General features: G+C 74.0%; 13 protein-coding genes. 12 read left to right on the top strand and 1 reads right to left on the bottom strand.

Features of this window, described 5'->3' with window-relative positions:
- The first annotated feature begins 124 nt into the window (after positions 1 to 124).
- The 11 genes from hisG (at position 125) to ACIBK9_RS43130 (ending at position 11665) form a co-directional block, all read left to right on the top strand.
- On the top strand, positions 125 to 991 hold the full coding sequence (gene hisG / locus ACIBK9_RS43180; RefSeq protein ID WP_397164761.1) for an ATP phosphoribosyltransferase: 867 nt from the start codon (positions 125 to 127) through the stop codon (positions 989 to 991).
- Positions 988 to 1794 (top strand): HAD family hydrolase, encoded by an 807-nt coding sequence (locus ACIBK9_RS43175; protein ID WP_352349628.1) that lies wholly within the window; start codon positions 988 to 990, stop codon positions 1792 to 1794. The genes hisG and ACIBK9_RS43175 overlap by 4 nt, the downstream gene beginning before the upstream one ends.
- A gap of 148 nt (positions 1795 to 1942) precedes the next feature.
- On the top strand, positions 1943 to 2962 hold the full coding sequence (locus ACIBK9_RS43170; protein WP_397164759.1) for a BMP family protein: 1020 nt from the start codon (positions 1943 to 1945) through the stop codon (positions 2960 to 2962).
- Complete coding sequence (locus ACIBK9_RS43165) at positions 2959 to 4050, top strand: ABC transporter permease (protein WP_358283115.1); 1092 nt, start codon at positions 2959 to 2961, stop codon at positions 4048 to 4050. The genes ACIBK9_RS43170 and ACIBK9_RS43165 overlap by 4 nt, the downstream gene beginning before the upstream one ends.
- A complete protein-coding gene (locus tag ACIBK9_RS43160) occupies positions 4047 to 5267 on the top strand; it encodes an ABC transporter permease (RefSeq protein ID WP_397164757.1) in 1221 nt (406 codons plus the stop codon). Before ACIBK9_RS43165 ends, ACIBK9_RS43160 begins: the two co-directional genes overlap by 4 nt.
- Complete coding sequence (locus ACIBK9_RS43155; protein ID WP_397164755.1) at positions 5267 to 7369, top strand: N,N-dimethylformamidase beta subunit family domain-containing protein; 2103 nt, start codon at positions 5267 to 5269, stop codon at positions 7367 to 7369. Before ACIBK9_RS43160 ends, ACIBK9_RS43155 begins: the two co-directional genes overlap by 1 nt.
- Before the next feature lies 1 nt (position 7370).
- Positions 7371 to 8282, top strand: a complete 912-nt coding sequence (locus ACIBK9_RS43150) for a 6-phosphogluconolactonase (protein ID WP_397164753.1) — start codon at positions 7371 to 7373, stop codon at positions 8280 to 8282.
- Positions 8279 to 9208: a PfkB family carbohydrate kinase gene (locus ACIBK9_RS43145; RefSeq protein ID WP_397164752.1), complete on the top strand. Its 930-nt coding sequence runs from the start codon at positions 8279 to 8281 to the stop codon at positions 9206 to 9208. The genes ACIBK9_RS43150 and ACIBK9_RS43145 overlap by 4 nt, the downstream gene beginning before the upstream one ends.
- Entirely contained in the window at positions 9205 to 9930 is a 726-nt protein-coding gene (locus ACIBK9_RS43140) for a GntR family transcriptional regulator (protein ID WP_387668394.1), read from the top strand. Before ACIBK9_RS43145 ends, ACIBK9_RS43140 begins: the two co-directional genes overlap by 4 nt.
- Positions 9931 to 9988: 58 nt before the next feature.
- On the top strand, positions 9989 to 10684 hold the full coding sequence (locus ACIBK9_RS43135) for a LuxR C-terminal-related transcriptional regulator (protein ID WP_358283124.1): 696 nt from the start codon (positions 9989 to 9991) through the stop codon (positions 10682 to 10684).
- Between the two features lie 48 nt (positions 10685 to 10732).
- Positions 10733 to 11665 (top strand): 2OG-Fe(II) oxygenase family protein, encoded by a 933-nt coding sequence (locus tag ACIBK9_RS43130; RefSeq protein ID WP_352349644.1) that lies wholly within the window; start codon positions 10733 to 10735, stop codon positions 11663 to 11665.
- Positions 11666 to 11707: 42 nt separating this feature from the next.
- Here ACIBK9_RS43130 and ACIBK9_RS43125 read toward each other — a convergent pair whose 3' ends face one another.
- The gene (locus ACIBK9_RS43125; RefSeq protein WP_397164751.1) at positions 11708 to 12433 is read right to left on the bottom strand and encodes an alpha/beta fold hydrolase; all 726 of its coding nucleotides are present in this window, start codon (positions 12431 to 12433) and stop codon (positions 11708 to 11710) included.
- Between the two features lie 185 nt (positions 12434 to 12618).
- Between ACIBK9_RS43125 and ACIBK9_RS43120 the strand changes: the two genes are divergently transcribed.
- The gene (locus tag ACIBK9_RS43120) at positions 12619 to 13572 is read left to right on the top strand and encodes an alpha/beta hydrolase (protein WP_397164749.1); all 954 of its coding nucleotides are present in this window, start codon (positions 12619 to 12621) and stop codon (positions 13570 to 13572) included.
- Positions 13573 to 13577: the final 5 nt, after the last annotated feature.

Below are 13577 nucleotides of genomic sequence, written 5' to 3'. Positions count from 1 at the left end.
GAAGTCAACCTTCGGCCACCACCATGGTTCACTTGCCGCCCGCCCGCCCGGACGGGAACGCTTGCCGGTGCGCGCCGCACGCCCAGTCGCCGGGGGCCGGTCCCCCTGTTCCGAGGAGGACTGCATGGTCTCGCTCGCGCTGCCCAAGGGCACGTTCCTGGAGCGTCCCGTCCTCGACCTGTTCGCCGCGGCCGGGCTGGAGGTGCGCCGGCCGTCCGAGCGCAGCTACCGGGCGAGCATCGCCTACGACGGCGGCGTCGAGGTGGCCTTCCACAAGCCGCGCGAGATCCCGCTCGCCGTGGAGCGAGGCGTCTTCGACTTCGGCGTGACCGGCACCGACTGGATCGAGGAGACCGGCGCGAAGGTCGAGCTGGTCGAGGCGAGCGGGTGCGTGCCGCCCTGGCGGCTGGTGCTCGCCGTCCCCTTCGGGCATCCCGCCGTGGACGCCGCCGGCCTGCCCGCCGGGGCCCGGGTCGCGACCGGCTTCCCGAAGATCTCCCGGCAGTTCTTCCAGAGCGTGCCGCTGCCGGTACGGATCGTCCCGTCGTTCGGCGCCACGGAGGCCAAGGTCCCCGAGCTGGCCGACGCCGTCATCGAGACCGACGGCCCCGGCTCCGCCCTGGACGAGCACGACCTGCGGGTCGTCGCCACGTTGCGCACCTGCTTCCCGCAGGTCGTCGCGAGCCCCGCCGCCTGGCGGGACGCCCGCAGGCGCGCCGCGATCCAGCGGGTCGCGCGGCTGCTGACCTCGGTCGACGGGGGAGCGGCCCACGTGCTGCTGACCGTGCGCACCACCACGCGCGACCTCCCGCGGGTGGCGGGGTCTATGCCGGCACGGTCCTGGCGGGCCGGCACCGGCCTGACCGAGAGCCTGGTGGTCGTGCAGGGGCTGGCCGCCCGGCGCGGCCTGGCCGAGACCATCGGCGGCATCCTGGCCGCCGGGGCGCTCGACGTCATCGAGTCGCGCGTCGGGAAGGACGTCACGCCGTGAGCCGCCGGATGATCGTGTGCGACCTCGACGGGACGCTCCTGGACTCCCGCGGCCAGGTCTCCGAGCGCACCAGGACCGCCGTGCGCCGGGCCCGCGCCGCCGGGCACGTGTTCGTCATCGCGACCGCGCGGCCGGTCCGCGACACCCGTCCGGTGGCCGCGGCCCTGGACCACGCGGCCGTCGCCGTCTGCGGGAACGGCTCGATCACCTACGACTTCGGCGGCGAGGAGGTGGTCGACTACCGCCCGCTGGACCGGCAGCCGCTCGCCGCGACGCTGGCGCTGCTGCGCGACCGGTTCCCCGGCGTGCGCCTGGGCGCCGAGTGCCGCCTCGAACTCCTCCTGGAGGACGCCTTCCACCTGCCCGAGCCGCTGGCCCGCGACGCGCGCCGGGTGCCCCGCCTGGAGCACGAGATCGACCGGCACGACGTCGGCAAGCTGATGGTCCAGCTCGAAGGCGCCGCCCGCCAGTACTACGAGACCGTGCGCGGCCTGCTGACCGGCTGCGAGGTCACCATCTCGGCCGACGTGTTCTGCGAGGTCATGCGGTCCGGCGTGACCAAGGCCGCGGCCCTGGAGTCGATGGCGTCCCGGCTCGGCCTGGGCAGCGCCGACGTGATCGCCTTCGGCGACATGCCGAACGACCTGCCCATGCTGACCTGGGCAGGAACCGCGGTGGCGGTGGCCAACGCCCATCCCGCCGTGCTCGGCGCGGTGGGCGAGGTGACCGCCTCCAACGACGACGACGGGGTGGCCGCGTGGCTGGAACGGCACGCCACGGCCGATTTCTCAGAGAAGTATTGACGCTTGTCTGACGACTATTCATGATGGTCGCTGGAGCCGGGAACGCACCGGCCAGGATCGGCCTGCGGAGGCAGGCCGCCAGGGCCCGCGCCGGGCGCGGGCGTCCCGTCTGAGAGGTGCCCCAGTGCCCCGATTAGCCGTTGCCCCTGTGCTCGTCCGCGTCCTCGCCGTCCTCGCGGCGCTGTGCTCGCTGGCCGCCTGCGGCGCCGTCAGTCCCGCCGCCGGGAAGAAGGGCGCCACCTCGGTCGGCGTGGCCTTCAGCCGCGGCGGGCGCGGCGACAGATCCTTCAACGACTCGGTGGGGGCCGGCGTCGACCGCGCGAAGGCCGAGCTGGGCGTCGCGGCCAAGGAGCTCAGCCCCAACGCCGCCGGGTCCGACCTGGAGGAGATCCTGCGGCTGCTGGCCCAGACCGGCCACAACCCGGTGCTGGCCGTCGGCTTCTTCTACGCCCAGCCGCTGGCCAAGGTCGCCCCCGCCTTCCCCCGCACCCAGTTCGTCATCATCGACGACGCCACCGTGAAGCTGCCCAACGTCACCAACGTGGTGTTCCGCGAGGAGCAGGCCAGCTACCTGGTCGGCGCGGCGGCCGCGCTCAAGTCCGCCAGCGGGAAGATCGGCTTCGTCGGCGGGGTGCAGACGCCGCCGCAGGAGAAGTTCCTCGCCGGGTACGCGGCCGGCGCCCGCGCGGTGAAACCCGGCATCCAGCTCTCCAGCGTGTTCATGTCCCAGCCGCCCGACTTCAGCGGCTTCTCCGCCCCCGACAAGGCCCAGGAGGCGGCCCGCGGCATGTACGACGGCGGCGCCGACGTCGTCTACCACGCCGCAGGGGCGTCCGGGCTCGGCGTCTTCCAGGCGGCCAAGGCGGCCGGCAAGTGGGCGATCGGCGTCGACGTCGACCAGCGCAAGACGGTCGATCCCGGGCTCGCCGGGGTGATCCTGACCAGCGCCACCAAGCAGCTCGACGTCGCGGTGCTGAGCATCGTCCGGGACGCGGTGGCGGGGCGGCCGATCGCCGGCGTGCGCGAGTTCGGGCTCAAGGAGGGCGGGGTCGGCTACGCCACCAGCGGCGGCGAGCTCGCCGACATCCAGCCGCGGCTGGAGGAGCTGCGCAAGCGGATCGTCTCGGGCGAGATCAAGGTGCCCGCCAGGCCGGCGGAGAGCCGGTGAGCCGGGCGCGGGCGGCGGGCCGGGAAGCGCTGGGCGTGCTCGCCGTCCCGGCGCTCGCGCTGCTGATCGCGCTCACGGTCGCCACCGCGCTGCTGGCCGCGGTGGGGGCCGCGCCGGGGCGGACGTACCTGACGATGCTGGAGTTCGGGGTCCGGCCGGACTCGCTCGTCTCCGCGGTGAACCGGGCGGCCGTCTACTTCTTCGCCGCCCTCGCCGTGGCCGTCACCTTCCGGATGAAGCTGTTCAACATCGGGGTCGAGGGCCAGTACCACGTGGCCGCGCTGTTCGCGGCGGTCGCCGGGGCGGCCGTGCGGCTGCCGGGCCCGCTGCACCTGGCGTTCGTCTGCCTGGTCGCGGTGCTGGCCGGAGCCCTGTGGGCGGGGATCGCCGCGGTGCTCAAGGTGTGGCGCGGGGTCTCCGAGGTGTTGTCCACGCTGCTGCTGAACTACGTCGCCACCGCCGTCGTCGCCTACCTGCTGGCCGAGGTCTTCGCCGCCGGCAGCACCTCGGGCTCGACGCGGGAGCTGCCGCCGTCGGCCCGGCTGCCGCAGCTCACGCTGCCGTCGGGCGACCAGCTCGGCTCGGCCACGCTGGGCGCGGTCGTGCTCGGGGTGGCGGTGCACGTGCTGCTCACCCGCACCCGCTACGGCTACGAGCTGAGGGCCGGCGGCCTGAACCCGGTGGCGGCGCGCGTCCAGGGCATCGACCCGCGCCGGATGATCCTCGTCACGATGGTGCTGTCCGGCGGCCTGGCGGGCCTGGCCGGGCTGCCCGACCTGCTGGGCCAGACCTACCGGTACGGCATGGACTTCCCCTCCGGCGCGGGCTTCACCGGGATCGCCGTGGCCCTGCTCGGCCGCAACACGCCCGCGGGCATCGCGCTGGCCGCCCTGCTCTTCGGGTTCCTGGAACGGTCGGCGCTGATCCTCGACATCGAGGGCATCCCCAAGGAGATCGTCACGATCATGCAGGGCGTCATCGTGCTCAGCGTCGTGGTGGCCTACGAGGTGGCGCGGCGGATGGAACGCCGGCGGGCCGAGCGGCTCGTACGGGAGCAGGCGTCCCCGGCGCTGGAGCCGACCGCATGAGCGCGGGACGGTACCGATGGTGGCGGGCCGCGCTCGTCCTGCTGCTGGCGATGTCGGTGGTCAGGGTGTTCACCGGCGCCGACGAGCTCACCGGGTCGGGCGTCGTGGGGGCGGCGCTGCGGCTGGCGGTCCCGATCGGGCTCGCCGGGCTGAGCGGCCTGTGGAGCGAGCGCGCGGGCGTCGCCAACCTCGGCATCGAGGGCATGATGATCATCGGCACGGTCTGCGGAGCGTGGGCCGGGTACGGGTTCGGCGTCTGGGCCGGGGTGCTGGCCGGCACGCTCGGCGGGGTCGCGGCCGGGCTGCTGCACGCGGTCGTCACCGTCACCTTCGGGGTCGACCAGGTGGTGTGCGGCATCGCGATCAACATCCTGGCGGTGGGCGTGGCCCGGTTCATGTCGGTCATCGCCTTCAGCGGCCTGCCGGGGGCGGGGGCCACCCAGTCGCCGCCGGTGAGCGGGTCGATCGGCACGGTCAGCGTGCCCGTCCTGGCGGGCGGCGGGGGCACGGCCGACCTGCTCGGCGCGCTGGAGCGCGGCCGGTTCTTCCTGGTGTCCGACCTCGCCAGGATCGTGCGGGGCTTCCTGCACGAGGTCTCGCTGCTCACCGTGGTCGCCGTCGCGCTGGTCCCGGTCAGCTTCGTGCTGCTCTGGCGGACCGCGTTCGGGCTGCGGCTGCGGTCGGCGGGCGAGCACCCGGCGGCGGCGGACTCGCTCGGGGTCCCGGTGCTGCGGATGCGGTACTACGGCGTGCTGGTCTCCGGCGGGCTGGCCGGGCTCGGCGGGGCCTACCTGGTCACCGTCTCCTCGACGGTCTACCGCGAGGGCCAGACCGGCGGCCGGGGCTTCATCGGGCTGGCCGCCATGATCTTCGGCAACTGGCGGCCGTCCGGCACGGCGGCGGGGGCGCTGCTGTTCGGTTACGCCGACGCGCTGCAACTGCGCCAGGCGAGCGCGGTGCACGTGCTGCTGCTGCTCGGGGCCGTGCTGGCCTGGGTCGCGGCGGTCGCGCTCGTCCGCACGCGGCTGCGCCCGGCCGCGACGCTGGCGCTGCTCGGCGCCGCCGCCTTCGCGGTCTTCCAGGGCACCGACTCGGTCCCCACCCAGCTCGTGTACGCCACGCCGTACCTCACCACGCTGCTGGTGCTGGTCACGGTCGCCCAACGGCTCCGCATGCCGGCCTACGTCGGCATCCCCTACCGGCGAGGAGACGCGTGATGGCCGTCGACCGGGAACCCCGCCTGATGGGGTACGCCGACCGCTGGTCCGCGGCGCCCGGGGAGCCGCTGGCCGTGCACGCCTCCGGCCCGGACGGGGACGCCGACGTCACCCTCGTGGACCTCGTCCGGGAGGGCGACCTGACCCCGGCCGTGCCGGTGACGATCGCGCCGCGGCCCCTGCGGCCCGGCTCCCGGCTGGAGGCGGCCTCGGTGCCGACGCCCGCCAGGGGCGGCCTCGCCCTCTGGATCCGGCCGAAGCGGCTCGGGCCGCGCCAGGTCGTGGCCCGGCTGGGGGCCGCCGGATGGCGGCTGCTGCTCGCGCTCGACGAGGAGGGCCGGCCCAAGGCGACCGTGCTGACGCCGTCGGGGAGCATGGGCTGCCGGCTGCGCTCGGCCGTCCCGGCGGGGGAGTGGTCGCTGCTGGCCGTGGCGTGGGAGGCGGCGCCGCTGATGACCGTGCTGCATCTGAACGACTTCCGCACCACGGGCGTGAGCGCCGGGCGGGCGCGCCTGCCGCTGCCGTCCCCGTCGGGCGAGCTGCTGATCGGGGCGGGCGACGAGCATCCGTACGCGGGCCGGATCGCCCTGCCCATGCTGACCGAAGGCCCGCTCGCCATGCCCGGCCGCGTTCCGCTGACCGACCTGACCACCGGTCCCGAACTGGTCAAGCACCTCGGCCCCGAGCTGCTGGCCCTGTGGGACCCGTCCGCCGGCCCCGGCGCGCCCGTCGTCCCGGACGTCAGCGGCAACGGCCACCACGCGAGCGCCGTCAACCGGCCGCTGGCCGGGCTCCTCGGGCCGGGCGGCGACGCCCGCACCGCGCTCCAGGTCAGCCCGGAGGACCTCGACGACGCCCGCTGGCCGGTGACGTGCGAGCTGACCGTCCCGCAGGACGCCGGCTCCACCGTGCTCGGCGTCCGCCTGCGGACCCGGGGGCAGTCGTGCGTGCTGCCGGTGGTGGCGCGCCCGGACGCGACGCGCAGGAGCCCGGTCGCGGTCGTCCTGCCCACCTTCACCTACCTCGCCTACGCCAACCACCGGCAGTCCAGCGAGGCCGAGTACTTCGGCGACTACCGGCACGTCACCGACCGCGTGATCACGCTCTCCCCGGTGGACGCCTACCTCAACGAGCACCGCGAGCTCGGCCTGTCCCTGTACGACCAGCGGCGCGAGGGCGGCCACGTCACCCACTCCTCCAGACGCCGCCCGGTGCTCAACCTCACCCCCGACTACCGCTGGTGGATGACCGGCGCGCCGCGCCACTTCGCCGCCGACCTGCTGCTGCTGCGCTGGCTGCGCTCGGCGGGCTTCGCCTTCGACGTGCTGGCCGACGAGGACGTGCACGAAGGCGGCGCCGACCTGCTGTCCGCCTACCGCGTCGTCCTGACCGGCAGCCACCCCGAGTACGTCACCGCCCCCGAACGCGCCGCCTTCGCCGCGTACGTGTCCGGCGGCGGCCGGCTCATGTACCTGGGCGGCAACGGGTTCTACTGGGTGACCGGCGTCGACCCCCGGCACCCGCACGCCATCGAGGTCCGCCGCGGCCACGTCGGCGACTGGTGGGACGACGAGCCCGGCGAGGACGTGCTGACCTCCACCGGCGAGCCCGGCGGCCTCTGGCGGCACCGCGGCCTGGCGCCGCAGGAGCTGCTCGGCGTCGGCTTCGCCGCCCAGGGCTGGGGGCCCGCCCCCGGCTACACCCGCCTGCCCGACAGCCACCGGGAGGAGGCGTCCTGGGTGTTCGAGGGCGTCGGCACCGACCCGGTGGGCTGCTGCGGCCTCGCGCTCGGCGGGGCGGCGGGGGACGAGATCGACCGGGCCGCGCCCGAGCTCGGCACCCCGCCGGACACCCTGGTGCTCGCGACCTCCGCGGGCGGCCACGGCCACCACTACCGGCCTCCCACCGAGGAGGCCGGTTCGGGCGCGCAGGCCGTACGCGCCGACATGACCCTGCGACTGCTCGGATCCGGCGGCGCGGTGTTCGCCGCCGGATCCGTCAACTGGGTGACCAGCCTCGCCTGCTGTGACGGTGACATCAGGCGAATCACCCGGAACGTCCTGTCCCGATTCCTGCAACCCGCAGCTTGTGAGGAGGAGTGACGTGACCACCGCGAGCGCGAGGCACCTCGACTACCCCTATCCCCGCACGTCGGCCGAGCTGACCGACGAGATGTTGTCCATGCCGGCCGAGGAACTGGCGGCCATCGCCCGCCACCCGCTGACCGTCTACCCCGACACCACCGAGCTCTACTACCGGCTGGCCCGGGAGATGGCCGACGAGTTACGCGCCCGCAACATGCGCGGCGAGCCCACCCGCTGGATCCTGCCCGTGGGCCCGAAGGCGCAGTACCCGATCCTGGCGCGCATCTGCAACGAGGAGCGCATCAGCTGGGCCGACGTGTACGCCTTCCACATGGACGAGTTCCTCGACTGGCAGGGCCGGCCGGTGGACCCCTCGCACCCCTTCAGCTTCCGCGGCTACTGCGACCGCAACCTCTACCAGCTCCTCGACCCCGACCTGCGGCCCCACCCCGGCAACGTCGTCTTCCCCGACGTGTTCGACCCCGACGCGTTCGGCGCGCGCCTGCGCGGCGAGGGCGGGGCCGACACCTGCTACGCGGGCTTCGGCTACCGGGGGCACCTGGCCTTCAACGAGCCGCCGTCCACGCGCTGGCACCAGTACACCGCCGCGGAGTTCGCCGCCTCGACCACGCGCGTCGTCCCGCTGCTCGACGACACGATCGTGGCCCACTCGCACCGGGTGACCGGCGGCTACACGCAGGCGATCCCGCGGATGGCGATCACCGTCGGCATGTCGGAGATCCTCTCCGCCCGCCGGCTGCACCTGATCACCGACGGCGGCGCCTGGAAGCGGTACATCGTCCGGGTGCTGCTGCTCACCACCGAGCCGGACGTGCTGCTCCCGGTGACCTTCGCGCACCACCACCCCGACGTGCGGGTGACCGTCGACGCCGACAGCATCGCGCCCTGCGCCCTGGGGCTGGGCTCGTGACCGTCGTCGCGGTCGGGGCCTACATCGTCGACCTCTACATGTTCGGCGACCGCCTGCCGGAGCCGGGCGAGAGCGTCAACGCCGCCGACTACGCCACCGCGCACGGCGGCAAGGCCGCGAACGTGGCGGTCGCCGCGGCGCGGCTGGGCGCCGCCGCCCGGTTCGTCGGCTGCCTCGGCGACGACGCCGCCCGGCCGGTGGCGCTGGCCGAGCTGCGCGCCGAGGGGATCGAGGTCGGCGAGTGCACCACGGCCGTCGGCGTCGCGACCGGGCGCAGCTTCGTCTACGTCGACGCGGCCGGCGGGCAGCTGGTCATGACCTGGCCGGGGGCCGCCGACCTGCTGCCGCCCGCCCAGGCGGCCGCCGTCGCCGCCGGCCTGCCCGCCGGATCCGTGCTCGTGCTGCAGGGGGAGATCCCGCTGGAGATCTCGTACGCCGCCGCGACGGCGGCCCCGCCGGGCGTGCGCGTCCTGCTCAATCCGAGCCCGGCGGGACCGTTCCTGGAGGGGACAGGCAAGGAGCTGCTGGCCCGCGCCGACGTGCTGGTGCTCAACGAGGGCGAGCTGGCCGCGCTGGCCGGCGAGACCCCCGGCGACCTGGACGACCTGCGCGGCAGGACCAGGGGACGCATCGTCGTCGTCACCCGCGGCGAGCACGGCGCCGAGATCGCCGACGACGGCGGCACTATGCTGATCGACGTCCCCAGCGTGCGCGTTGTGGACACCACCGGCGCGGGTGACGCCTTCACCGGCGCCCTGGCGGCCGCCCTCTGCGCCGGCACGGGCCTGGTGCGCGGCGTCCGGCTCGCCTGCCAGGTGGCGACCGTCTCGGTCACGCGCCGGTTCTGTGCCCCCAGCTACCCATCGGCCGCCGAGCTCGGCATCGCCCCGCTCCGCGGTCCGTCCGTGCAGGAGAGACCCGCGTGACACGACGTCATCCCACCCTGGCCATCCAGATCCGTGACCGGCTGCACGCCCTGATCGTCGAGCAGGGGCTGCGCCCCGGTGACAGGCTGCCGTCCGAGAACGAGCTCATGACCCTGTTCGACGTCGGGCGCACCAGCATCAGGGAGGCGTTCAAGCTCCTGGAGCAGGAAGGGCTCATCCAGGCCAGGCACGGCGACGGCCGCTACCTCACCTCGCAGCCCAGCCTGGACCGGCCGCTGACCCGCCTCGAAGGCGTCACCGAGATGCTGGCCAGCCGCGGGTTCACCGCCGACAACACCGTCCTCGACGTCATGGCCACCGAGCCGGACCGCCACCAGCGCGAGCTGCTGCAACTGCCGCCCGGCGAGGCCATCGTCCGGCTGGAACGCCTGCGCCGGCACCGGGACGACGCGCTGCTGTACTCGATCGACCTGTTCCCGCGCTCGCTCATCGGCCGCCCCATGGACGAGGTGGACTGGACCGGCTCGCTGTTCCAGCTCCTCACCGAGCACGGCCACACCATCGCCTACGCCGTCGCCCAGGTGCGGGCGGTGACCCTCAGCCACGCCCAGGCCGAGCGCATCGGCACCCACGAGGACGGCGGCGCCTGGCTGCTGCTCCTCCAGACCCACCACGACAGCGCCGGACGGCCGGTGCTGTATTCGCAGGACTACCACAGGGGCACCGACTTCTCCTTCCACCTGGTGAGACGCCGCGACTGAGTGAGCCGCCGCCGCGTACCGACCGACCGCCGTTCGCCGACGCAGAGAGGATCATGCGATGAGTGCCATCACGCTGGAGGCCGGCCACCCCATCCCGGCCTCCCCTTCCAGCCTCCGGGCGAGGTGCACCAGGCTGTCCGTCTTCTGGCTCGCCGAGGACGAGGTCTCCTTCTACGGGCTCCCGCCGCTGCTGATGAAGGTGTCGAACGTGGCCGGGGTCGCGGTCGTGCGCAGCTGCGCGGAGGCCCGGCTGCTGCTGGCCGGCGAGGACTTCGACGTGGCGGTGATCCCGCTCGCGGTCCTGCCGGACGTGCTCGGCGGACGCCCCCGCCGGGCCCGCCCGCAGATCCTGGCCATGGTGCGTCAGGGGGAGGAGCTCGCCCCCTGCGTCGCCCAGCGGTACGGGCTGGCCGGTTGCCTGCTGTGGGACGAGATCAATGTCGCCGGCTTGTCGGGCACCTTCGATCGGCTGCTGCGCGGCGACGCGCCCGTCCCGTCCAGGGGCGGGCCCGACCTGCTCGGCCGCCTGACCGAGCGCGAGCACATGGTGCTGGCGCTGCTGCTGCGCGGCATGAGCAACCACCAGATCGCCCGCTCGATGGGCATCTCCATCCACGGCGTCAAGCGCCACATCTCGAACCTGCTCGTCAAGTTCAACTGCTCCAACCGCACCGAGGTCGCCCTGGTCGCCCAGCGGCTCGGCCTCGACCCCGCCGCCCGCACCCCGCGCCACCTGAGCAGCACCGGCACGTAGCACGTACGACGAACCATCCCCGAACGGTCATCGAGAAACGGAGTGACAATGGACGTCCCTCTCATGGAACTCAGCGGCCGCGCCCCCGTCGTCAGGCTGCATGACATCGAGGCCGACATGGCCGCCGCCACCGACGCCATCAGGTCGCAGCTGACCGGATGGGGCTTCATGGCCGCGGAGGTGCCCGGCATCGGCGAGCGCGTCGAGGCCATGATGAACGAGTTCGCCGCGGCCTGCCGGGCGACCGGGCCGAGCCTGTCCGACTACGCCTACGACGTCGTCCCGCAGCTCGCCGTCGGCGGCACGCACGGGTTCTTCCCGTACAACTCGGAGATCCCGCGCCTGGCCAACGGCGTGCCCGACCCGAAGGAGTTCATCCACGTCAGCGGCGCCATGATCGGCGACCAGCCGCCCGGGGCGGGTGACGTGCTGCGGGCCTTCCCGGCGTTCGGCGCCCGCGCCGCCGAGGTGTTCGACATCGCCTTCCGGCTGATCTCGCTCTTCGGCGAGGTCGTCCGGGGGATGATGCCGCCCGGCACGCCCGAGCTGGACCTCTCGCACGACGCGACGAACCTGCGGGTGATCCACTACCGGGACGTCGGCGACCGCGAGGTGCTGGCCCACGAGCACTCCGGCATCCAGATGCTCGGCCTCCAGCTTCCCCCGTCCGACCAGGGCCTGCAGTACGTGCTGCACGACGGCACCTGGGTCGAGCCGGTGATCGCCGGGACCGACGTCGTGCTGTGCAACATCGGCCGGATGCTCACCAGCGCCTCCGACGGGCGGTTCCGGCCGTCCACGCACCGGGTGCACACCAAGCCGATGCCCGCCGGCTACGAGCGCCTGTCGTCGGTGCTCTTCGCCTATCCGCAGCACAAGGCCCGCCAGTGGAAGATGGTGGACGGCGAGCTGATGTCGCTGAACGCCACCTGGGGCGACTTCATCGACAGCCGCTTCCAGGGCCTCGGCAAGCAGTCCTGACCGCCCGGCCTCCTGGCGGCCGGGCCGGCCGTCAGGAGGCGATCAGGAGGCGGTGGCCCGGACGGCCGCCCGGATCACGTCGGCGACCTCCTTCGGCCGCGACACCGCGACCGCGTGCGAGGCGCCGGCGACCTCCACGGCGGTCGCGCCGGCCCGCTCGGCCCCGAACCGCTGCACGTCGGGGTTGATGGCCTGGTCGGCGTCGGCGATGACGGCCCACGACGGCTTGGCCCGCCAGGCCGCCGTGGCCGCGCCCTCGGTGAACGCCCCGGCCGCCAGCGGCCGCTGCGCCACGGCGAGGACCCGGGTGACCTCGGCCGGCACGTCGGCGGCGAAGACCTGGGGGAAGGCGTCGGCGGCGATGGTGAACTCGACGGCGGCACCGCCGTCCGCCAGCGGGTAGGACGCCTGCCGCAGGCTCGCGCCGAGCGGCGGCTCGGGGAAGCGGCCCTGGAGCTCGCCCAGGCTCTCGCCCTCGTCCGGGACGTACGCGGCGACGTAGACGAGGCCGACGACGTTGTCCGCCGCGCCGGCCACGGTGATGATCGCGCCGCCGTACGAGTGGCCTGCCAGCACGACCGGGCCGTCGATCTGGGCCGCGACGGAGGCGACGTACGCCGCGTCCGAGGCCAGGCCGCGCAGCGGGTTCGGCGGGGCCACCACGGGGATGCCGTCCCGCTGCAGCTCGGCGATGACGCCGGACCAGCTCGCCGCGTCGGCGAACGCGCCGTGCACGAGGACGACTGTCGGGGTGGTGCTCTCCGTCATGGGAAAAACTCCTTCTCGGGGCGAAAGGGACCGGTCGGCCCCGGTAGCGATCCAACAGCCGGGCCGCTCGCGCGCACGAGGCGGAAACGTACTTCTGCCTGTGGTTCCGCCTCGTCTTTCCGCGGGCCGGTCGTTTGGATGGGTGACGGCCCCCCTGCTTCCCACCCCTTCTTCCTGGAGCGATCATGATCAAGCCCGTCCTGGAACCCGCCGCTCAGGCGTTCGCCGAGGCCACCGCCGAGCCGCCGTACCTCTTCCAGCTCCCGCCGGAGGAGGGCCGCAAGGCCGTGAACGAGGTGCAGTCCGGCCCGGCCGAGCTGCCCGCCGTGGACGAGGAGTGGGTGACGGTCCCCGGCGGACCCACCGGCGAGGTCAGGGCCCGCATCGTGCGGCCCGCCGGCAGCACCGGCGCCCTGCCCGTGATCATCTACATCCACGGCGCCGGCTGGGTCTTCGGCAACGCCCACACCCACGACCGGCTGGTCCGCGAGCTGGCGACCGGCGCCGGCGCCGCCGTGGTCTTCCCCGAGTACGACCTGTCGCCCGAGCACCGCTACCCGGTCGCCATCGAGCAGAACTGGACGGTCGCCCGCTGGATCGTCACCGACGGCGCCGCCAAGGGCCTGGACGCCACGCGCGTCGCGGTGGCCGGCGACTCCGTCGGCGGCAACATGACCGCCGCGCTGACCATCATGGCCAAGCAGCGCGGCGGGCTGTCGCTGCGCCGCCAGGTGCTGTTCTACCCGGTGACCGACGCGTCCTTCGACACCGAGTCCTACCGGCAGTTCGCCGAGGGCTACTTCCTGCGCCGGGACGGCATGCAGTGGTTCTGGGACCAGTACACGACCTCGGAGGCCGAACGCGCCGAGATCACCGCGTCCCCGCTGCGGGCCACCGTCGAGGAGCTGGCCGGCCTGCCGCCGGCGCTGGTCATCACCGGCGAGGCGGACGTGCTGCGCGACGAGGGCGAGGCGTACGCCGCCAAGCTGCGCGCCGCCGGGGTGCCGGTGACCGCCGTGCGTTACCAGGGCATCATCCACGACTTCGTCATGCTCAACGCGCTGCGCGGCACGTACGCGGCCGAGTCGGCGATCGAGCTGGCCGCCGGCACGCTGCGCCGGGCCCTGCACGAGAGCTGACCTCC

The sequence above is a fragment of the Nonomuraea sp. NPDC050227 genome (genome assembly GCF_044459705.1).
Taxonomy (GTDB): domain Bacteria; phylum Actinomycetota; class Actinomycetes; order Streptosporangiales; family Streptosporangiaceae; genus Nonomuraea.
This window is presented reverse-complemented; position numbering and strand designations above follow the sequence as displayed.

Coding starts and splice junctions, on each gene's coding strand:
- ACIBK9_RS43130 (WP_352349644.1), top strand. CDS start 10,733: ATGGACGTCCCTCTCATGGAACTCAGCGGCCGCGCCCCCGTCGTCAGG.
- ACIBK9_RS43160 (WP_397164757.1), top strand. CDS start 4,047: ATGAGCGCGGGACGGTACCGATGGTGGCGGGCCGCGCTCGTCCTGCTG.
- ACIBK9_RS43125 (WP_397164751.1), bottom strand. CDS start 12,433: ATGACGGAGAGCACCACCCCGACAGTCGTCCTCGTGCACGGCGCGTTC.
- ACIBK9_RS43135 (WP_358283124.1), top strand. CDS start 9,989: ATGAGTGCCATCACGCTGGAGGCCGGCCACCCCATCCCGGCCTCCCCT.
- ACIBK9_RS43120 (WP_397164749.1), top strand. CDS start 12,619: ATGATCAAGCCCGTCCTGGAACCCGCCGCTCAGGCGTTCGCCGAGGCC.
- ACIBK9_RS43155 (WP_397164755.1), top strand. CDS start 5,267: ATGGCCGTCGACCGGGAACCCCGCCTGATGGGGTACGCCGACCGCTGG.
- hisG (WP_397164761.1), top strand. CDS start 125: ATGGTCTCGCTCGCGCTGCCCAAGGGCACGTTCCTGGAGCGTCCCGTC.